A 19185-nucleotide genomic window follows, 5' to 3' on the forward strand; every position below is an offset into this window, starting at 1 on the left:
GGCGTGAACGGAATCAACTTGTTCAGAGTTTCCTTAAGGAACCGGCACGGAGGAGAAAAGGACAGTGTTCCCTTTCTTAATCAAAACACCAAAGCCTGACCCGCTTACTCTGTTCGTAACGAAAGTAAAGCCATATCGTCACCCCGGCACGGAATGCCGGGGCCCAGGTTACAGGGATGTAGACGCCTCGCCATCCTTGGCCTCTGGATTCCGGCAATCCCTGCCGGAATGACGGGTGACACTGGCATTTCTTTCTTGACGCACTGTATATCAAACTCAAACGAAAACAACCGTATCGCTATAGCGTGTCACAGTCCGATCATGCGTCACCAGCCGCATGGGTTCAGTGAGTGCCTGGGCGATAAGAATGCGGTCGAAGGGATCGTTGTGAATAGCGGGCAGGGATTCCACCGCAGTTGCGTGGATGCCCAGAATGGGCAATTGCAGGTAACCCGCGCATTCGAAAAGCTCCGCGGCACGGGCGCCCGATACGGGCATGTCGCCGCGTCCGAGTTGATGTTTGATGGCGATCTCCCAGAGCGAAGCCACGCTGACATGTATTTCACAGTTTGGATCCAAAATCAGGCGGCGTGCTTTTTCGGTCAGGCGGGGATCGTCCGTCAATGCCCACAAGGCTACCTGGGTGTCAAGCAAGAGGCGCATCGTCGGATGTCTCGCCGTTGAACCACCGAGCGATCTCTTGATTGCTTTGATCGATGTCCTCGGGGATGGTGAATTCGCCTTTGGCAATTCCAATACGGCGCGAAGTTTCCGCCTTGGCGATAGGAACGACGCGGGCGACCGGTTTGCCATTGCGGGAGATCACAAACTCGTTTTCCTTGCCGGAAGCAATCTGGTCGATCAGCTTGGAGAAATGGGTTTTCGCTTCGAAGAGATTAATGGTTTGCATAGTCGAACCTTCAAAAAACAGACCAACCTAGTTTAGTCTCTTTTGGCATGAGTTGATAGGGTGTCTTTGGATGACAGAAGTGGTGACTGCTCAACTAGTCCCGCAGACGCTCGAAATCTTCGTCTCTTCGCGCCTTCTGTGATACTTCCTGGTAGATCAGGCTTACACAGTCCGTAGGGCACACTATTTTCCAGTATTCGAAGACAGATACGGACTGCGTGCTTTTTATGTAAGGAAGCTGCACGGAGGAGAAAAGGAGTGCGTTCCTTTTCGTAATCAAAATACCAAAGCCTGACCCAGTTTTCACCAAAGCCTGACCCAGTTTCAGTTTTAGACCCAGTTTTTTCATTCGGTCGGCTTGCTCCGGCCCATTTCCTTATTCCGCGGTGTTATCCCCGTAACCGCAATTCGGGCAGCATGGTCCATCGTGCCGATGACGATAGTCGTGCGCCTTCAAACACCTCGTAAAGCGTCTCGTTGCGCCGTGCGTAGGCGGCGATGGGGCGAGGCGGCCTATTTGGGGTACGGCGATATCCAAGGCCGACGGCAATATCCTGAGAGTTCATCTTCTCGAGAAACCTCGAGAAATCGAAGGCTTGCGAGCAACAATGCAATTTTTTTGGCTGCTCGCTAAATTTTGTCCAACGGATGCCGATTACTAAGTCAGACGGATTAATCAGTCTGCTTGACGATCGTAAAAACCTGAAAAGAGGAGCGACGAACATGACCAGCGTAATCAACACCAACATGGCATCCATCAATGCTCAGCGCAGCCTGAGCAAAACCACGTATGCAATGCAAACCGCCATGGAGCGTTTGTCTTCCGGACTGCGTGTGAACAGCGCAAAGGACGATGCGGCGGGGCTCGCCATTGCCGATGGCATGACCTCTCAAATCCGTGGCATGACCGTGGCGATGCGCAATGCCAATGACGGTATTTCCATGGCGCAAACGGCGGAAGGGGCGATGGGCAACATCACCGATCTGCTGCAGCGGATGCGCGATCTGGCTGTTCAGGCAAGGAACTTCGGTGCCGTATCATCCGGTGATAGGCAAAAGCTGCAAACGGAATTCAAGCAACTCGGTGATGAAATTAAACGCATCATCGACAATACCGAATTTAATGGTAAAAAAATATTGGCTGGGAGCTTATCGAAAACGAACTTTCAGGTTGGTGCAAATACAGACCCCACAAACCAGATTTCAATAACGGTAAGTAACCTCAATACGGTGTCCGGCTTATCGGCTGTTATTGCGGGCAGTGTCTTAATCAGTGCATCTACGTCGGCGGTTGTTGGTTCTGCCATCGATATACTTGATAAAGCCATCAAGTCCATTGACGACGGTCGATCCAAGTTGGGCGCCGCTCAAAACCGCTTCATGGCGACTATCTCTTACCTGCAATTAGCGATCGAAAACCAGCAGGCCGCCCGTTCGCGCATCATGGATGCCGATTTTGCCACGGAAACTTCAAACCTGGCTCGTGCACAGATTCTCCAGCAGGCGGGCACGGCTATGCTGGCCCAGGCTAACCAGGCGCCGCAGGCCGTACTCGGATTACTGAGGTAATCTGGCTGATTGGACGTAGGCAGATAGTCATCTGCCTGCGTCCGTTGCAGATGAGGAGACCGCAATGATTAACGGCGTAACATCTTCTATAAAACCGCAGGCACCGCCTGCTTTTGCCAATGAGTCGGCGAAGCCGGTACCGGCGAATGAAAGTGCGGTCGTCCAGAATGTCGCCCGCACGGTTACTTCGGGCGCGCAGACCTCATCCTTGGAGCGCGATGCAGCGGATCAGAATGTTTCGCCGGAGGAACTCAAGCGTGTGGTTGTCCACGCCAATGCCTTCATTCAGTTGGTTCAGCGGAACCTGGAGTTTTCAGTCGATCAAGACACCCAGACGATGGTAATGAAGGTGGTGGACAGGGATAGCGGCGAGGTGGTGCGGCAAATTCCGCCCGAGGAAGTATTGTCCATGCTCAAGCAGTTAAACGAAGTGGGCAGCAAGATCGGCTTTCTTTTCAAAAATTCCGCTTGATTCTAAAAGGTGGTGTTATGGCTATCACATCTTCCGGGATAGGCAGCGGGTTGGACATCAATAGCTTGGTAAAGCAACTGGTGGCTGCCGAAGGGAAGGCTGCAAAGGACTTGCTGGACAGACGTGAATCCGTGGCCAAAGATCGTTTATCCGCCTTGGGTAGCCTCAAAGGCGCGCTTTCCAGCTTCAAGAGCGTAGTGAACAAGTTGAAAAACAGCGACTTGTTCAAGACGCATGCGGCTACTTCCTCAAATGAATCGATCTTGTCGGTAAGCGCGGCCGCTTCGGCGGCGGTCGGTACTTATTCGATATCGGTAGAGCGCTTGGCGCAAGCACACCAATTGGTTTCGGGCGGGAGCGGCTTCGCCAACTCCAGCGCGGTCGTGGGGACTGGTACGTTGACCATTCAGCTGGGCGCTGACTCGAGCAATGCGTTTTCGGTCGCGATAGGCCCCGAAAAAAATTCGTTGGCGGGTATCCGGGACGCCATCAATGCGGCGCCTGATAATAAAGGTGTAACCGCATCGATTATCAATGTGGACGATGGAGTCGGCGGAACGGTTTCGCGTCTCGTATTGACCTCGAATAACACGGGAACCACGAACGAGCTGACGGTCACGGCCTCCGACGACGATGGGAATAATACGGACGCCACGGGGCTCTCCCAGTTGATCTCGAGCAATATGCTCGAAACGTCCGTGGCTCAGGACGCGCTGGTCAAGATAAATGGCTTCGATGTCACCCGACCGAGCAATACCATCACCGATGCCGTTGACGGGTTGACGCTGAATTTGAAGGCGGCTTCTCCGGGAACGCCCGTCAGTGTGGGGGTGAGTCTCGATAAGAGCGCGATTTCGAAAACTGTCGGCGAGTTCGTGGATGCCTACAACAAGCTTGGCTCGGTGATCAGGAGCCTCGGAAGCTACGATGCCCAATCCAAAGAGGCGGGATCGTTGCTCGGCGACTCCATGTTGCGGAATCTTCAGAGCCAACTGCGCAGCGACATGGGCAATCCGGTGACCACCGCGACGGGGGAATACAATACCCTGCAGATGATAGGGGTGGAAATCGACGCCTCGGGGGTTATGTCGCTCAAGCAAGACAAGTTAGAGGCTGCGTTGGCCGTCAATGTAAGTACGGTCGCCAGTGTTTTTGCCTCCAGCGACGGCGTTGCGATGCGATTGGACAGCCGGATAACGTCTTACGTGCAGTCGGGGGGATCTCTGGACAGCCGTACTCAAAGCTTAAACGGAACACTTCGCGAGATCAGCAATGCCAGGGAAGCGCAGCAGTTGCGATTGGACAAGCTGGAGGCGAGTCTACTCAAACAATTCAATGCAATGGATGCGATGGTGGCGCAGTTTAACGCAACCGGTGCGTTTCTGGCCCAACGGTTCAAATAACCGAGATGCTCGTACCAATCTCACAGCGTGGTTGAATAGACATTAGATAGAGAATCGTCATGAATGCGTACGCGCGAAGACAATTTGTAAACGAATACGCCAATGTGAATGCGCAAGCCGGCATCAACGATGCCTCTCCGCATCGCCTGATTCAAATGCTGATGGAAGGTTTTCTAGCGCGCGTCAATACGGCCAAGGGAGCGATGAAATATGGGAATGTTACGGTGAAAGGAGAGAATATTTCCAAGGCTATCGCCATCGTAGGCGGACTGGAGGAAGGGCTGGACATGGAGAAAGGAGGAGAGTTGGCGCAGAATCTTCGCAATATGTATCACTATATTCGGAGCCGCTTATTGGTGGCCAATAAAGAAAACCAGCCCCAGATATTGGATGAAGTTGCCGGACTCATGCGGGAAATCAAGAGTGCGTGGGATGCCATTCCAAACGAACTGCACCATATGCGCCACGGCTGACTATGGACGTGTTGTGCAAAATTCAATCGCTGCTGGCGCAAACCCTGGAACTTCGCAAACTTGTCGAAGCGGACGGCGACGAATCACTGGCACGCCTAGAGGCGTTGCTTAGGAGTCGCCAAATTTCGCTCGAAAGTTTTTTTTCGAAACCAGCCGCCAAGGAATCAGAAGCAGCGGTTAGGGAGATGATCGAAACTATCCTGACGGTCGACGCTGAGTCTACCCGCCTGCTTGAAATGAAGAAACGCGCAATCGGCGAACAACTCGGCCGTATGCATCAAGGCAAGCAGGCTGTGCTCATGTACGACGAAAATGACCGGCTATAAATCATCGGGATTTTCGCAGTCTGCTCAATTTTTTCGGCTTGCGGCGGTGCACTTAAGGAATCTCTGAATAGGCCCTCTCCGCTGGGAGAGGGTTGGGTGAGGGCCTTTTAGATCAATCAGTTGCACAGATCGCTTTTCCCATTGGAGACTTAATCAGAGCTTCCTTAAGAAAGCTCTGATTAAGTCCTTCGACAGGCTCCTGCCTGCAGCAGCAATCGTGAATACACAATACCCACGGCCCGGCCTCGGCCGCCACCGCCTCGTGCGCTGCCGCAAGCAACGGTTGCGACAACGCCTTCGGGCTCACCCGCTCGTTGGCCAGAAAACGCCACAGGGCTTGCGTGTGCGAAAAGGCTTGCCTGCCGAAGGCCTTGGCCTTTGCGCCAGCGGCAAGCTCGCTGGTGCTGTTCAGATGGGATTTCACCAGAATCTCGTAGCAGCGGTTGAGCCGCTTGTCAGGAAAATCAGCCGCATACTGCCTAAATCTAACCTAATTTAGAGATGTGTAGATACCTATGCTGCAGCAGGCAGGATGAACAGTAACCTATTGATTCCGTTCGCTGTGCCTGCCCGCGCGGCCTGCCTGCTACAGGCAGGCGGCAGGCGGGGCCGTGTCGAACGCTCTCCTGAGCCCGTCGAAGGGCGTGAACGGAATCAACTTGTTCAGAGTTTCCTTAAAATGTGAAATGCACCGGTTCGCCTGCTCTTTCCCCTTCAACGTTGACGCCGTCGATCATGGCCGCCAAGGCTAACGCCGATTCATTTTCGGGCATACGTTCCAATATGTAGTTCAGCATCATCCGAGCGGCCTCGGGAGTGCCGATGTCGAAGTAGAGCCGGGCAAGCTTGAGTTGGATATAGATTTGGTCTGGAAATGCAGCCAGATAATCGTTGTAGACATCCACCGCATCGATCGGACGACCGAGCAGTTTGAGCATCTCGGCATATTGCGGCTTGTAAACCGGTGAAATCAGCGACAAACATTCGAGCGCTGAACACGCGTTTTCAGCCTGATGGGTTTCGAGGCTAATCGAGAGCACCCGCAATAAGGCATCTTCCAAAAGCGGCGATTCCCTGTTCTGAACGATAGGGTACAGCAAGCCCATAGCCGCCTCATGATCGCCGTTGAGTTCGGCGAGGTATGCCGAAATAAGCTGGCAATACTCCAGTGCTGCCTGCTTGTCCGGATGGTGCTCGAGGCTATTGAGGAGGTCGCTCAATTCGTTGGTTTTCCGGTTCTTCAGCAAGATTCGTCCGCGTTTTTGAGCCGCGGACAGGCTGGAATGGTGCTTCGCGCGCTTCAGATGGGCACTGTCGGGGGCGGTAAGAGTTTCCCTGTAAAGTTGCTCCAGATTTTCGAGCTCTTTGTGGTGCGTCGGGGACAGTGGAACGGAACCATGTCGGGCACGCCAAATCCTGGCACGGCCATATTGTTTATCCTCGCGCCATTGCTGGGAGATCCGGTCAAAATCGGGTTCCGCTTTTTCTTCTTCCAGGCGACTATTGAGACGCCGTTCTGCCTTGCGAAGCATTTGCAGAAGGCGCTGTGCGCCGTCACGATAGGCTTCGTAATAAACGGCTCCCAGTTTTTTGGCGCTTTCGGCGTCCAGTTCCGCATCCTCGAACGGACGAGTGATTTTGAGAAAATCGCGGATGCCCAGCCGCTTGGTCAACTGGCTGAACTGTCGGTATCGGGTCCTCAGCGTTCTTTCGGTCCGGTCCAGAAGGATTTTATTTTTAACCGCACGACGGGGATCAGCTTCTCCATAGATACCGAGGTTGTATTCTAGACCCTTTACGGCCAAATCTCGGATGGCTTTGATCTGGTGAATGGCCTTGGCGAGTTCTGTTAAAACCTTTTGATAATGCCGCTGGCGGATCTCCGGGGTAGGGGGCTCGACACGCTGTCGAACGATATCCCAGACGCTGAAAGCGGCGGAATGGACTTGAATTTCCGTCAATGGCCGGTAGGCGATGCCTTCCATCCTTGCCGAGGCGGCGGACGGATTGACGATTTCGCAACCTGACCTGGAGATCTGGACCGCTTGCATTGCCAAGCTTATGGCGGCCTCGGCGAAGTCGGCGGTCGTATTGGCTTGCCAGCCGCCGTTGGTTTCGACTTTAATCGGGCTGAGATCGAACCTTGGCCCCACTGCATGTTCATTACTGCCTTTGGCGTGCGTATATCCGTCTCGACTGAAACAGAGATCGACACCGCCCAGGATGATTCGGGAAAAGCCGAGGGCCTGAGCTACCGATAGGGCAGTGTTGGTTACCGTCGGGCCTGGATGAGGCAAGGATGGCGGATTCAAAGGGGATTTCCAGGGCAGTAAATCGCCCAGGTAAAAACTCATGCCGCGCCACTGGCCAATCAGCAGGGGACTTGCATGATACGCATGAATCAGAATGACGTGTTCGTCGAATTCCAGCATCTCCTTGCTGACATCGAAGCTCATTTCCGTAGGGTCTACGGTGAATACAATGTCCGGCGTGACTCCGGCTTCCTGAAGGCGCCGGGCAATCCGGGATACGGCCAATACGGCCACGCGATTGCGGTGCTCTTCCAACCAGGGCAAGCACGCATCGAGGGAAGGACCGCCAGCGAGCAATACGGCCGTTTTTCCCCGAAAAGCGTCTTTCAGCACCGATGCCGGCACGAGATTTTCCGCCAAATTGTCCATCTGGCAGGCCGTAAAGCCTTCGCTACCAAGTGCGGCGGAAACAGCCCAGCGGAGCTTAATGAGGCCGGCTTCCACCGACCAGACGATCTCAGCATAATCCGGAATTCTGGCTTCGCGCGCGGCGATGGACTGCCAGAATTCCACGCCGCCGATGTAAAAATATTCCTCGATCTTGAATTCATGGGCCTTGCTTAACCATTCACCCACGGTCACACAGACACCCCGTTCGCCGAGCATGCCAAGTACACCCTCGGATTCCAGCGCCGCAAGAATGTGCGGAAGCTCGATGAATAAGTAACGGGAGCCCGTAGGGACGCCTTTTTGCGCAATATGGCGCAAAAGCAGGCCCGAGTCCGTGCCAACCACGACATGGAGGGTGTTTTGGTGGAAAAGACTTTCACCGAAAAAGGCGGCGAATACGGCCGAAGCGCCGACCTTGTTGAAGGCTTCACGATTGACTTGGTAAAGATAGCGATCGCCGAAGGCGTTCTGTGTAAAGCTATCGAAAGGAAGCTGAGGGGATGGGAACAAACCGTCGGAGGACATTAGCGAGCCGCCCGTAGAAGGTGACTCGAAAATTATAGTCAACATAGGGCACCTCGAAAAACACCTGCCTGATCCCGTTGAGGTAAGATTCCTGCCATTTGATTCGTATCTTTGACCCGACCGCGATGAACAGGACGAAGCGCGGGGCCGTCAAGACCGACCTGTTTGCCGACCAGCCTCACAAACAGACTCTCGACAAGCTGGGCGGTCCGCTCTGGCCGAAGACGTCGACCGCATCGCCCCGCGCCCGGTCAGCCCCCAAGGCGGCCGGCCGCCGTTGCCCACCGAAACCATGGTGCGCATCCTGGCGTTGAAGCGCTTGTACGACCTCCCCGATTCGATGGCGTTGGCGCGCAACTGCTGAAGAAGGGCTTCATTGCCCGCGGCGGCCAGATCATCAACGCCACGCTGGTACCCGGGACGACAAGGAACAGCTCAAAGAGGGTGCCATGCCCGCCGACCGCAAGTCGGCCAAGCGCCGCCAGAAAGACCTGGATGCCAGCTGGACCGAGAAGCATGGCCAGAGCCGCTTTGGCTACAAGCTCTCGGTGAGCGTCTACAAGCGGCATAAGGTCATCCGCAAGATCGTTACGGATACCGCCGGCACGCACTACAGCCGGCACTTCGAGGCGGTCATGGGCCCGGCCGACACGAGCCGGGATGTGTCCGCCGACCGGAGCTATCCGTCCGAGAAGCGGGCGGCCTGGCTGAAAGCAAAGGGCTACCGCGACCGGATACAACGCAAAGGGTATTGGAACAAGCGCTTGTCCGAAACCCAGCAGGGACGCAACCGTCACATTGTCAAGACTCGCGCGCGGGTCGAACACGTGTTTGCGGCGATTGCGCAGATGGGCGGCAAGCGGATTCGCACCCTTGGCCAGACGCGCGCCTACTTTGCCATGACGACTATGGCCGCGTGCTACAGCCTGAAGCGGCTGGCGTACTGCTTGAGGGCGGCATCATCGTGCCCGCATAGGGGCCGAAATGGGCCGAATGGCCGCTGCCCACGGCGATTCGGGGTGAAAAACGGGCGAGGCTGCTGAAAAATGCAGCAATTTGTTGTGGAATTTGGGACGGTTTCGGTCAAGAGCGTTGCTCTGTGGCTAGGTTCATTGAAAATCACGGGTTTTTCGAGGTGCCCCATTGTCAACAGGTGGGTCCTGAACTAGACTAAATCCAGCTTGTGTCGGGCCGCATGTGAGGAATATGACCGAACAGACAGTGCTTGTGACTGGGGGCGATGGGTTTATCGGCTCTCACTTGGTGGAGCAACTGGTATCGAGAGGGTACAGGGTCAGAGCCTTGGCTCAGTACAATTCGTTCAACAGCTGGGGGTGGTTGGAAGACATATCCTGTTTGTCAGCCGTCGATGTCGTTACCGGAGACATACGTGATCCCCATTTCTGCCGGCAATTGCTTCGAGGGGTGGATAGCGTATTCCATTTGGCGGCGCTTATCGCCATACCTTACTCCTACCGTGCTCCGGACAGCTACATCGATACCAATGTCAAGGGAACGCTGAATATTTGTCAGGCTGCGCTGGAAGCCGGCGTCAAACGGGTGATTCATACATCCACGAGTGAAGTTTATGGCACGGCTCAGTATGTTCCCATCGACGAAAAGCATCCGTTGCAGCCGCAGTCCCCTTATAGCGCTTCGAAAATTGCCGCCGACCAAATTGCCTTGAGTTTCTACCATGCCTTCGGCCTTCCGGTGACCGTTGCGAGGCCTTTCAATACCTATGGTCCACGCCAATCAGCGCGGGCGGTGATCCCCACTATCATCAGCCAAATCGCTCACGGATACCGGCGGATCAAGCTGGGCGATGTGACGCCTACACGGGATTTCAACTATGTGGATGACACCTGCCGCGGTTTTTTGGCGATCGCTGATGCCGAGGATGTGAATGGCGAAACGATCAATATCGGCTCGAACACGGAAATTTCTATCAGCGAGACTTTCGCTTTGATCAACGAGCTTATGGGAGGGGGTGCCGAACTGGTCCACGATGAGCAGCGGGAGCGCCCATCGCGATCCGAGGTGTTTCGGTTGCGTTGCGATAACCGCAAACTGCACGCCTTGACGGGTTTCAAACCTCAAGTGGATCTTCGCGAGGGCTTGCGCCGCACCATTGCCTGGTTCACCGATCCGTCTCATCTCAAGGCTTACAAGCCTGACATCTACAACATTTAACGGTGATTCATGCCGTCGATCGCCGAACAGATCGTTCAATGCCTGCACGATGCTCTTGGGGATGTCAAAAAGCCTGTGGCCCTGCACGAGCCGTGTTTCTCCGGAAGGGAATGGGGCTATGTGAAGGAATGCCTGGATACCGGTTGGGTTTCGTCTGTGGGCAGCTTCGTGGACCGTTTCGAGTCGGAACTCGCCGCGTATACCGGTGTAAGGCACGCTATTGCCACAGTCAACGGTACCGCCGCCTTGCACGTGTGCCTGTTGCTCGCGGGTATCGAGGCGGGCGATGAGGTGTTAGTGCCTACCTTGACCTTCGTCGCCACCGCCAATGCCATCAGCTATTTAGGAGCGATTCCCCACTTTGTGGACAGCGACGAACAGAGTCTGGGGGTGGACGTCAGGAAACTCCGGACGTATTTGCAAGACGTGGCAGAGATGGACCCGAGCGGTTGCCGCAATCGGTTTTCCGGTCGGCCCATCAAAGCCGTGATCCCTATGCATGCATTCGGTCATCCAGTGGACTTGGATTCTTTGGCGACCTTGTGCCGTGATTACGGCCTGATCTTGATCGAAGATGCGGCCGAGTCGCTGGGTTCCCACTACCGGGGGCGACATGTCGGCAACTGGGGGTCGCTGAGCGCTGTGAGCTTCAACGGCAATAAGATCGTCACGACCGGCGGGGGCGGCGCGATCCTCACCAACGATCCGGAACTGGCGAGAAAGGCCAAGCACATTACGACCACGGCCAAACTGCCGCACCGCTGGGCATTCGTTCACGACCAAATTGCTTACAACTACCGGATGCCCAACCTGAACGCGGCGTTGGGCTGCGCTCAGCTGGAGCGGATGGACAGCTTTGTCGCCGCTAAACGGCATCTGGCCGAGCGTTACCGGGCGGCATTTCTTGGCTGTGACGGCGTCAAAGTGTTCCATGAACCGGTCTATGCCCGCAGCAATTATTGGTTGAATGTATTGCTGTTGGACGTCGATCAGGCTGATCGCCGCGATGAAGTTTTGGAGACTCTTTATTCGCTAGGCTTTCTGTGTCGCCCCGTTTGGGCGCCCATGCACAAGCTGCCCATGTACGCGCATTGTCCGCGCATGAACCTTGGTTGTGCCGAGAGCTTGGAGCGACGCATCATCTGTGTGCCCAGCAGCGCCGGTTTGGGGGGTGCATGAGCAACCTTCGTGTGTGTGTAATAACCGGCTCCCGCGCCGATTATGGCCTCTTGCTCCCGGTGATGCAGGCGTTGCGAGACGATCCCGCGCTCCAATTGCAGGTGCTGGTCACCGGAATGCACCTGGCACCGCAGTTCGGCCTGACTTGGCGTGCGATCGAAGCGGACGGCTTCGCCATCGATGCGCGCGTCGACATACTGGTATCAAGCGACAGTGCGGTAGGCAATGCTAAGTCGGTCGGGCTTGGGGTCATCGGTTTTGCCGACGCTTTCGAGCGTTTGAAGCCCGAGTTGGTACTGGTATTGGGCGATCGTTTCGAGATCTTTGCCGCGGCTCAGGCTGCATTGTTTGGTCGCTATCCCATCGCCCACATCGCCGGCGGAGATGTTACCGAAGGGGCTTTCGACGAGGCTTTGCGTCACGGCATCAGTAAGATGGCGCATCTGCATTTCGTCACCAATTCAGACGCGGGGCGACGGCTGCGCCAGTTGGGAGAAGATCCTGCGCATATCCACGTGGTGGGTAGTCCGGCGCTGGATTTGCTGCGCCAAATGGACTTGGTCGATCGCAGTGACCTGGAGACCGTGTTGAACTTCCGTTTTCGGGAGAAAAACCTGCTGGTGACCTTCCATCCGGCGACACTGGAGTGCGATTCGGCGGCATCGCAAGCCGAGGAACTTTTGGCGGCTTTGGACAGCCTGGGCGAAAACTTCGGCCTGATTTTCACTCAGTCGAACGCCGATACAGGCGGTCTTGCGATTGGCTCCCTCATTGACCGTTTCGTCGCCGAACACGTCAATGCAAGGGTTTATACCTCTCTGGGCCAATTGCACTATTACAGCCTGATGGCCCAAGTCGACGCGGTCGTGGGCAATTCGTCCAGCGGCTTGTACGAGGCGCCCAGTCTGAAAGTGCCTACCGTGAACGTGGGGGACAGGCAGAAAGGCCGGCTGAAGGCCACTTCCGTCATCGATTGCCCGACGCAACGGGAGGCGATTACTGGAGCGATACATGCGGCGCTGAGTTTGGATTGCCGCGATGCGGTGAATCCTTACGGCGACGGCCACGCCACCGAGCGGATCATGGCCGTGTTGCGCGGATTGCGCGAACCGCAGCGGCTCTTGAAAAAGCATTTTCACGATTGGGGGTGCTGATGAGCTTGCACGCCAAGCAAAGGGTTTATGTCATTGCCGAAGTCGGCGTTAATCACAATGGCTCTATGGATTTGGCGCGACAACTTGTCACAGCGGCAAAGGAATCGGGTGCCGATGCCGTCAAATTCCAGTCGTTTCATCCCGAAGCTCTGGTGAGCCGCTTCGCGGACAAGGCGGATTATCAAAAGGCCACCACGGGGGCGGCGGAATCACAGATCGACATGCTCCGGAAACTTGCGCTGAGTCATGCTCAGCAGCAGGCTTTATACGATTTTTGCCGCGAGCAGAACATCGCTTTCCTGTCCTCGCCGTTCGATGCGGACAGTGCGCGCTTCCTGATCGAGCGGTTGCGTTTGCCGCGTCTCAAGCTGGGCTCCGGCGAAATCACCAACGCGCCGCTCTTGTTGCAGATCGCACGCACCGGCTCGGAACTGATTCTGTCCACCGGCATGAGCACCCTGGCTGATGTCGAGGACGCATTGGCGGTTTTGGCTTACGGTTATAGCGTGAGCGATCAGCCACCGGGTCGCAATGCCTTCGCTGCCGCTTTCCGCGATCCTGTCCGGCGCGGCGTCTTGCTCGAGAAGGTTTGCTTGTTGCACTGTGTCACGGAATATCCTTGTCCCTATGAGGACGTGAATCTTCGTGCTATGGACACCCTGGCCGCAGCCTTCGGTCTACCGGTCGGCTATTCCGACCATACTCCGGGGATTGCCGTGCCTATCGCGGCAGCGGCGCGCGGAGCGCAGATCATCGAAAAGCATTTAACGCTGGATCGTAACCTGCCGGGCCCAGATCATAGCGCATCCCTGGAGCCGGCCGAATTCGCGGCCATGGTGACTGGCATACGGATCGTGGAACAAGCTCTGGGAGACGGCGTCAAAATTCCGGCACGATGCGAAGTGGGCAACGCGCTGGTAGCGCGCAAAAGTCTGGTCGCCGCGCGCGCCGTGACTCGGGGCGAGCTCTTCGGCTTAGATAATCTCGTCACAAAAAGGCCTGGAACGGGACGGTCGCCTATGGATTACTGGGATTGGCTGGGACGTATCGCTGATCGCGACTACGGCGAGGACGAAGTGTTGGAATAATGACGGACAAGTCCTTGATCCTGCTCGGGGGGGGCGGCCATGCCACGGTGTTGTGGGAAGTCTTGTCCCTCACGGAGTGTGACGTTCTTGGGTTTGTTGATCCGAGACCGCGCGAAGACTCGGTTCTGGCGCTTCACGCGCGATACTTGGGGGATGATGGGACCGTGCTGCTCCACGACCCTCAACGGGTCGCCTTGATCAACGGCATCGGCTCTACAGCCAGCACACAAGCGCGCCGGGCGATTTACCAGCGTTTTACCGCGCAAGGCTATGAGTTTGCGGAACTCGTTCATCCCGGCGCGCTAGTCAGTCGCTTGGACACCCTGTTCGGAATGGGGGTCCAAGTGTTGGCCGGGGCCGTGATCGGGCCGGCGGTAAGATTCGGCGATAACGTTCTGATTAACAGCCGCGCGCTTGTGGAGCATGACTGTGAGGTCGGCGCTCATTGTCATGTGGCCAGCGGCGCCGTGCTATGCGGTGGAGTACGGCTGGGGCAGGGAGTACATGTCGGGGCTGGGGCGACTATCATCCAGGGCGTTACCGTGGGCGATGGCGCAATTATTGCTGCGGGATCTGCGGTAATCAAGGACGTGCCGGCCACCACTTTGGTGGCGGGTGTCCCGGCTCGTATTAAACGGACTCTCGACCGATGATGAAAAATTGGAAAGTTGTGGCGGTGTCTCCGGATGCCTCCATGAAAGAAACTCTGGCCGCTATTGACAAGGGCGCCATGCAAATCGCTCTGGTGGTGGACGGCGACGATCATCTGCTTGGCACTGTCACCGACGGCGATATTCGTCGAGCGCTGCTGCGCGGCGAAACGATGGAGACGCCGACGCAAAAATTCATGAACACCAATCCCTATACCGGATTGGTGGATGAGGACAAGGAAATCTGGCAGCGCACGATGCAAAGGCATAGCCTCAGGCACCTGCCTTTGCTGGATTCCACTGGCCGCATTTGCGGTTTGGTCAGTTATGTGCCGCCGGCGGAGCCCCTGCGTGAGAATCCGGTGGTGCTTATGGCAGGCGGTTTGGGTACGCGCTTGCGACCGCTCACGGATGCCCAGCCCAAACCCTTGCTCAAAATCGGCGAAAAACCGATTCTGGAAACCATCATTGAAAACTTCGTCACACAGGGGTTCTATCGCTTTTATATCTGCCTCAATTACAAAGGCGACATGATTCGCGGGCATTTCGGTGATGGCCGTCGTTGGGGCGCGCAGATTACCTACATAGAGGAGCGCCAGCGCATGGGTACCGCAGGTGCCTTGAGTTTGTTGCCCGAGCCGCCCGATCGGCCGTTTTTCGTGATGAACGGGGATTTGCTGACCAAAGTGGATTTCGTCCGCCTGTTGCAATTTCATCAACGCAACCATGCCGCCGCTACCTTATGCGTGCGGGAGCACACCGATACCGTTCCCTACGGTGTGGTGCAGTTGGACGGTTACGAGGTGAAAAGCTTGATCGAGAAGCCGACGCAGCGCTATTACGTGAATGCCGGAATCTACGTGCTCGATCCGGAAGTGGTGAGGCGGATTCCGGATGGTGGTTACTATGATATGCCCATCCTAATCAACGACTTGCTGAGGGATGAGCGGCCGATTTACAGTTTCCCCTTGAGAGAGTATTGGATCGATATTGGCCGTATGGGGGATTTCGAGCAGGCGCAGACCGATTACTGCGCCGTGTGGGAGACGCCGTGAAATTTTTGGTTACCCGAGCTAACGCATGTTGGGCGATAAGCGCTATCTCGCCGTAATACCGGCTCGGGCAGGCAGTAAAGGGCTGCCGGGCAAGAATCTCCTGCCGTTGGGGGGCAAACCCCTGATCGCATGGAGCATCGAGGCGGCTTTGGCTTCATGCTATCTGGATCAAGTAATCGTTTCCTCGGAGGATGCCGAGATCTTGACGACCGCGAGGGAGTGGGGGGCTGCAACGCCTTTCGTGCGTCCAGCGGAACTGGCGGAAGATGATACGCCGGGTATCGATGTCGTGTTGCATGCTTGTCAAGTTCTAACCGGTTACGATTATGTCGTACTGTTGCAGCCGACCTCTCCTCTGCGCACCGCGGGCGACATCGATCAAGCCATCGAACGAAACGAGGAATGCGGGGCACCCGCTTGCGTGAGTGTTACCAAGGCCGACAAGTCGCCCTATTGGATGTATTACCTGAATGATGCTGGCCACATGACGCCGGTGATGGATGTTGGCCAGAGACCGAGCTTGCGACAAGCTTTGCCCGATGCCTACGCTCTTAACGGCGCGGTATACGTGGCGCGCATCGATTGGTTGCAGCACACGCGCTCGTTTCTGACGCCGGAAACAGCGGCCTATGTAATGCCGCGCGAACGTTCCGTAGACATCGATACAGCCTTGGATTTCAAGATGGCCGAGACGTTGATGGCCGATGGATATGTGGGGTCACACTTGGTATCGCCCTAGTAGCGGCCGAAAAGAGTCGGATTTACCGAGGAACAGGCCGAAGCGGTGGCCGAGATAGCATTGTCTCGACATAGCGCCCTCACGCCTGATTATCAAGCTGGGCGGAATGATGGTTGTCGCGGTGGGCATCGTGGCGACTTTGGACAAGATTTTGTAAATCCAGGCTGGGACCAGCGCCGGCAACATCAAGCCCGGTTCAATATCCATTCCAGTACCATCTTGCTGCCGAAATAGGCCAGCATCAGCGATAAAAAACCACCAAGCGTCCAGCGGATGGCAATGGTTCCTCGCCAGCCGTAGCGAACCCGTCCGATCAACAATACGGCAAACAAAATCCAGGCCAGTATCGACAGCACCGTCTTGTGCGCGAGATGCTGGGCGAACATGTCTTCCAGAAAGATGAAGCCGGTGACCAGCGATACGCTGAGAAGCACGAATCCCGCTGCAATCAGCTGAAACAACAGGGTTTCCATGGTTTGTAGAGGGGGAAGCGAGCTCACCAGGAGATCGGTATGGTGGCTACGCAGCCGCCAATCCTGAAAAGCCAGCAGTGCAGCCTGAAAGGCGGCGATATTGAGAAAACTGTAAGCGAGCATGGAGACCACGATGTGGATGGTCAACGGCCAGGAGAGGTCTTTTATGGTGTGAGCGGTTTCCGGGACACTGATTTTCAACAGAAGGACCAGCGCAGCCATCGGAAAAACCACCATCCCGAGTTTATCTACCGGCTTCGCGAGAGACGCCAGAAGCAAGATGGCGACCATCACCCAGGTCACCAACGACATTGCGCTCAGAAAGCTGAGATTGAGTCCTTCTTGAGTCTCAATGCCGGTCGCGAGTGCAAACGCATGCAAAACGGCAGCGAACCATCCGAGTGTCAAGGGTTTCAAGCGCCGAAGCGTGAATGTTTCAGCGGCCGTAAACTCGTTCTCGCGCAGCGAACGAACCAGGGCGAGAGCGGCGGCCACATATGTGGCCGTCGCCGTCGCGCCAAACAGCGTAGAATTCATCTAAGTCATGTCCTCCTAAACGCTTTAGTCTGGCATAATGGCCGATCAAGATGAAGTAATTAGGGTATCCCCATAGCCCGCAGGATTTAGAGCCATGTTTGACAACCTTACCGAACGCTTAACCCAATCGCTCAAAAAGATTCGCGGTCAGGGCCGATTGACCGAAAGCAATATCCAGGACACCTTGCGAGAGGTGCGCATGGCTCTCTTGGAAGCCGATGTTGCTTTACCGGTCGTTAAGGATTTCATCGAGCATGTCAAGACGCGGGCCTTGGGGCAGGAGGTTCAGTCCAGCCTCACGCCCGGACAGGCGCTGATCAAGATCGTCAATGAAGAATTGATTGCCATAATGGGCAGCGCCTATGAGCGGCTCAACCTGGCGACGCAGCCTCCGGCGGTAATTCTGATGGCGGGGCTGCAGGGTGCCGGTAAAACCACCACTGTTGCCAAGCTGGCTCGCTGGCTTAAGGAGAACGAGCGGAAGTCGGTCGTGGTCGCTAGCGCCGACGTCTATCGTCCCGCCGCCATCGACCAGTTGCAAACCCTGGCGGCCGAGGTGGGCGCCGATTTCTTCCCGAGCGATCCCACGCAAAATCCGGTAGATATTGCCCGCAATGCCGTCGAACACGCCCGGAAAAAGTACAAGGACGTGGTGATCATCGATACGGCCGGCCGTCTTCATATCGATGACGAGATGATGGAGGAAATTAGACAGATTCACGCCGCCATCAAGCCGATCGAAACGCTGTTCGTGGTCGATGCCATGACCGGCCAGGATGCCGCCAATACCGCGAAAGCATTCGGCGACGCGCTTACGCTAACCGGGGTCATTCTGACCAAGACCGATGGCGATGCCCGAGGCGGCGCCGCGTTGTCGGTTCGCCACATCACAGGCAAACCGATCAAGTTCTTGGGTGTGGGCGAAAAAACCGCGGCTTTGGAACGCTTCCATCCGGATCGGATCGCATCCCGAATCTTAGGGATGGGCGATGTGCTGAGCCTGATCGAGGAAGCCGAACGCAAGATCGATAAGACAAAAGCCGAAAAGCTGGTCAAGAAGATTCAGAAGGGCAAATCGTTCGACTTGAATGATTATCGCGATCAGTTGCTGCAGTTGAAGAATCTGGGAGGCGTCGCCGCGATGCTCGACAAGCTTCCGGGTATGGCGAATTTGCCGCAGCACGTCAAGGAAAAAGTGAACGACAAGGAGATGATTCAGCAGATCGCCATCATCGACTCGATGACCAAACAAGAGCGAGCTTTTCCGGACGTGATCAACAATTCACGGAAACAGCGCATTGCGCGAGGTTCCGGCACGAATATGCAGGACATCAACCGCTTGCTTAAGCAGTACGATCAGATGCAGAAAATGATGAAGAAATTCAAGAAGGGCAATCTGATGAACATGCTGCGCGGCATGAAAGGCAACCTGGGACGGAGAATGCCGTTTTAGGGAAATGCCGATAGAGAGGCGATCCCGGCAGGCCCGTCGAAAGGCTCAGGCCGAACAGCCTATTGGGATCGCTATCACAGCTTCTTCGGCAAGCCCAGGATAAACGGAATCCAATCGTTTAGAGCTTTCCTGAAACACCTTGCCGCCGTTTACTTTGTGCGGACCGCCCCGGTGCACCCGCACCCCCTTCGGACCTAGGCTGGTGAGGCGCTTAAAAAACTGAGCCGTATCGGTCCCGAAAGTTTCGAACAATGCCCTTCGTTTTGTATCGCTGTGTCCAGCGC

General features: G+C 55.9%; 18 protein-coding genes and 1 pseudogene. 14 read left to right on the forward strand and 5 right to left on the reverse strand.

Features of this window, described 5'->3' with window-relative positions; genetic code table 11:
- Positions 1–276: 276 nt before the first annotated feature.
- Both QEN43_RS18915 and QEN43_RS18920 read right to left on the reverse strand, forming a co-directional pair.
- On the reverse strand, positions 277–663 hold the full coding sequence (locus QEN43_RS18915; RefSeq protein WP_317963496.1) for a type II toxin-antitoxin system VapC family toxin: 387 nt from the start codon (positions 661–663) through the stop codon (positions 277–279).
- Complete coding sequence (locus QEN43_RS18920) at positions 647–910, reverse strand: type II toxin-antitoxin system Phd/YefM family antitoxin (protein ID WP_317963497.1); 264 nt, start codon at positions 908–910, stop codon at positions 647–649. Before QEN43_RS18920 ends, QEN43_RS18915 begins: the two co-directional genes overlap by 17 nt.
- A 723-nt stretch (positions 911–1633) precedes the next feature.
- On the opposite strand from QEN43_RS18920, the gene QEN43_RS18925 reads away from it, so the two are divergent.
- The 5 genes from QEN43_RS18925 to fliT all read left to right on the forward strand — a co-directional run bounded on the left by QEN43_RS18925 (position 1634) and on the right by fliT (position 5153).
- Positions 1634–2479 carry a flagellin N-terminal helical domain-containing protein gene (locus QEN43_RS18925; protein ID WP_317963498.1) on the forward strand — a complete coding sequence of 282 codons (846 nt, stop codon included), beginning with the start codon at positions 1634–1636 and terminating at the stop codon, positions 2477–2479.
- A 64-nt stretch (positions 2480–2543) separates the two neighbouring features.
- A complete protein-coding gene (locus tag QEN43_RS18930) occupies positions 2544–2951 on the forward strand; it encodes a flagellar protein FlaG (RefSeq protein ID WP_317963499.1) in 408 nt (135 codons plus the stop codon).
- Positions 2952–2968: 17 nt separating this feature from the next.
- On the forward strand, positions 2969–4354 hold the full coding sequence (fliD, locus tag QEN43_RS18935; RefSeq protein WP_317963500.1) for a flagellar filament capping protein FliD: 1386 nt from the start codon (positions 2969–2971) through the stop codon (positions 4352–4354).
- Positions 4355–4413: 59 nt separating this feature from the next.
- The gene (fliS, locus tag QEN43_RS18940) at positions 4414–4827 is read left to right on the forward strand and encodes a flagellar export chaperone FliS (protein WP_317963501.1); all 414 of its coding nucleotides are present in this window, start codon (positions 4414–4416) and stop codon (positions 4825–4827) included.
- An 8-nt stretch (positions 4828–4835) separates the two neighbouring features.
- Positions 4836–5153 carry a flagellar protein FliT gene (fliT, locus tag QEN43_RS18945; protein WP_317963502.1) on the forward strand — a complete coding sequence of 106 codons (318 nt, stop codon included), beginning with the start codon at positions 4836–4838 and terminating at the stop codon, positions 5151–5153.
- A 112-nt stretch (positions 5154–5265) separates the two neighbouring features.
- Here the strand turns inward: fliT and QEN43_RS18950 are convergent, their stop codons facing one another.
- Together QEN43_RS18950 and QEN43_RS18955 are read right to left on the reverse strand one after the other, a co-directional pair.
- On the reverse strand, positions 5266–5577 hold the full coding sequence (locus QEN43_RS18950; RefSeq protein WP_317963503.1) for a hypothetical protein: 312 nt from the start codon (positions 5575–5577) through the stop codon (positions 5266–5268).
- A 250-nt stretch (positions 5578–5827) separates the two neighbouring features.
- Entirely contained in the window at positions 5828–8425 is a 2598-nt protein-coding gene (locus tag QEN43_RS18955) for a 6-hydroxymethylpterin diphosphokinase MptE-like protein (RefSeq protein WP_317963504.1), read from the reverse strand.
- Between the two features lie 80 nt (positions 8426–8505).
- On the opposite strand from QEN43_RS18955, the pseudogene QEN43_RS18960 reads away from it, so the two are divergent.
- The 8 genes and pseudogenes from QEN43_RS18960 (at position 8506) to QEN43_RS18995 (ending at position 16438) form a co-directional block, all read left to right on the forward strand.
- Positions 8506–9423: pseudogene (locus QEN43_RS18960) on the forward strand (transposase).
- A gap of 163 nt (positions 9424–9586) precedes the next feature.
- On the forward strand, positions 9587–10573 hold the full coding sequence (locus tag QEN43_RS18965; protein WP_317963505.1) for an NAD-dependent 4,6-dehydratase LegB: 987 nt from the start codon (positions 9587–9589) through the stop codon (positions 10571–10573).
- Positions 10574–10582: 9 nt separating this feature from the next.
- Positions 10583–11752 carry a LegC family aminotransferase gene (locus tag QEN43_RS18970; protein WP_317963506.1) on the forward strand — a complete coding sequence of 390 codons (1170 nt, stop codon included), beginning with the start codon at positions 10583–10585 and terminating at the stop codon, positions 11750–11752.
- The gene (neuC, locus tag QEN43_RS18975; RefSeq protein WP_317963507.1) at positions 11749–12906 is read left to right on the forward strand and encodes a UDP-N-acetylglucosamine 2-epimerase; all 1158 of its coding nucleotides are present in this window, start codon (positions 11749–11751) and stop codon (positions 12904–12906) included. The genes QEN43_RS18970 and neuC overlap by 4 nt, the downstream gene beginning before the upstream one ends.
- On the forward strand, positions 12906–13994 hold the full coding sequence (gene neuB / locus QEN43_RS18980) for an N-acetylneuraminate synthase (protein ID WP_317963508.1): 1089 nt from the start codon (positions 12906–12908) through the stop codon (positions 13992–13994). Before neuC ends, neuB begins: the two co-directional genes overlap by 1 nt.
- The gene (locus tag QEN43_RS18985) at positions 13994–14647 is read left to right on the forward strand and encodes an acetyltransferase (protein ID WP_317963509.1); all 654 of its coding nucleotides are present in this window, start codon (positions 13994–13996) and stop codon (positions 14645–14647) included. The genes neuB and QEN43_RS18985 overlap by 1 nt, the downstream gene beginning before the upstream one ends.
- Positions 14647–15699 (forward strand): nucleotidyltransferase family protein, encoded by a 1053-nt coding sequence (locus QEN43_RS18990; RefSeq protein WP_317964085.1) that lies wholly within the window; start codon positions 14647–14649, stop codon positions 15697–15699. The genes QEN43_RS18985 and QEN43_RS18990 overlap by 1 nt, the downstream gene beginning before the upstream one ends.
- Before the next feature lie 25 nt (positions 15700–15724).
- Positions 15725–16438 (forward strand): acylneuraminate cytidylyltransferase family protein, encoded by a 714-nt coding sequence (locus QEN43_RS18995; RefSeq protein WP_317963510.1) that lies wholly within the window; start codon positions 15725–15727, stop codon positions 16436–16438.
- Between the two features lie 185 nt (positions 16439–16623).
- Here QEN43_RS18995 and QEN43_RS19000 read toward each other — a convergent pair whose 3' ends face one another.
- The gene (locus QEN43_RS19000) at positions 16624–17448 is read right to left on the reverse strand and encodes a cytochrome C assembly family protein (protein WP_317963511.1); all 825 of its coding nucleotides are present in this window, start codon (positions 17446–17448) and stop codon (positions 16624–16626) included.
- Positions 17449–17542: 94 nt separating this feature from the next.
- On the opposite strand from QEN43_RS19000, the gene ffh reads away from it, so the two are divergent.
- Positions 17543–18901 (forward strand): signal recognition particle protein, encoded by a 1359-nt coding sequence (ffh, locus tag QEN43_RS19005; protein ID WP_317963512.1) that lies wholly within the window; start codon positions 17543–17545, stop codon positions 18899–18901.
- Positions 18902–19185 lie beyond the last annotated feature (284 nt).

Origin of the sequence: Methylocaldum szegediense, assembly GCF_949769195.1 — a bacterium.
GTDB classification, from domain to species: domain Bacteria; phylum Pseudomonadota; class Gammaproteobacteria; order Methylococcales; family Methylococcaceae; genus Methylocaldum; species Methylocaldum szegediense.

What these genes read in the sequence shown, in the direction of transcription:
- ffh (WP_317963512.1), top strand. Translation starts at nt 17,543, where the DNA reads ATGTTTGACAACCTTACCGAACGCTTAACCCAATCGCTCAAAAAGATT.
- QEN43_RS18965 (WP_317963505.1), top strand. Translation starts at nt 9,587, where the DNA reads ATGACCGAACAGACAGTGCTTGTGACTGGGGGCGATGGGTTTATCGGC.
- neuB (WP_317963508.1), top strand. Translation starts at nt 12,906, where the DNA reads ATGAGCTTGCACGCCAAGCAAAGGGTTTATGTCATTGCCGAAGTCGGC.
- QEN43_RS19000 (WP_317963511.1), bottom strand. Translation starts at nt 17,448, where the DNA reads ATGAATTCTACGCTGTTTGGCGCGACGGCGACGGCCACATATGTGGCC.
- QEN43_RS18985 (WP_317963509.1), top strand. Translation starts at nt 13,994, where the DNA reads ATGACGGACAAGTCCTTGATCCTGCTCGGGGGGGGCGGCCATGCCACG.
- QEN43_RS18915 (WP_317963496.1), bottom strand. Translation starts at nt 663, where the DNA reads ATGCGCCTCTTGCTTGACACCCAGGTAGCCTTGTGGGCATTGACGGAC.
- QEN43_RS18925 (WP_317963498.1), top strand. Translation starts at nt 1,634, where the DNA reads ATGACCAGCGTAATCAACACCAACATGGCATCCATCAATGCTCAGCGC.
- fliS (WP_317963501.1), top strand. Translation starts at nt 4,414, where the DNA reads ATGAATGCGTACGCGCGAAGACAATTTGTAAACGAATACGCCAATGTG.
- neuC (WP_317963507.1), top strand. Translation starts at nt 11,749, where the DNA reads ATGAGCAACCTTCGTGTGTGTGTAATAACCGGCTCCCGCGCCGATTAT.
- QEN43_RS18970 (WP_317963506.1), top strand. Translation starts at nt 10,583, where the DNA reads ATGCCGTCGATCGCCGAACAGATCGTTCAATGCCTGCACGATGCTCTT.
- QEN43_RS18955 (WP_317963504.1), bottom strand. Translation starts at nt 8,425, where the DNA reads ATGTTGACTATAATTTTCGAGTCACCTTCTACGGGCGGCTCGCTAATG.
- QEN43_RS18930 (WP_317963499.1), top strand. Translation starts at nt 2,544, where the DNA reads ATGATTAACGGCGTAACATCTTCTATAAAACCGCAGGCACCGCCTGCT.
- QEN43_RS18920 (WP_317963497.1), bottom strand. Translation starts at nt 910, where the DNA reads ATGCAAACCATTAATCTCTTCGAAGCGAAAACCCATTTCTCCAAGCTG.
- fliD (WP_317963500.1), top strand. Translation starts at nt 2,969, where the DNA reads ATGGCTATCACATCTTCCGGGATAGGCAGCGGGTTGGACATCAATAGC.
- QEN43_RS18995 (WP_317963510.1), top strand. Translation starts at nt 15,725, where the DNA reads ATGTTGGGCGATAAGCGCTATCTCGCCGTAATACCGGCTCGGGCAGGC.
- QEN43_RS18990 (WP_317964085.1), top strand. Translation starts at nt 14,647, where the DNA reads ATGAAAAATTGGAAAGTTGTGGCGGTGTCTCCGGATGCCTCCATGAAA.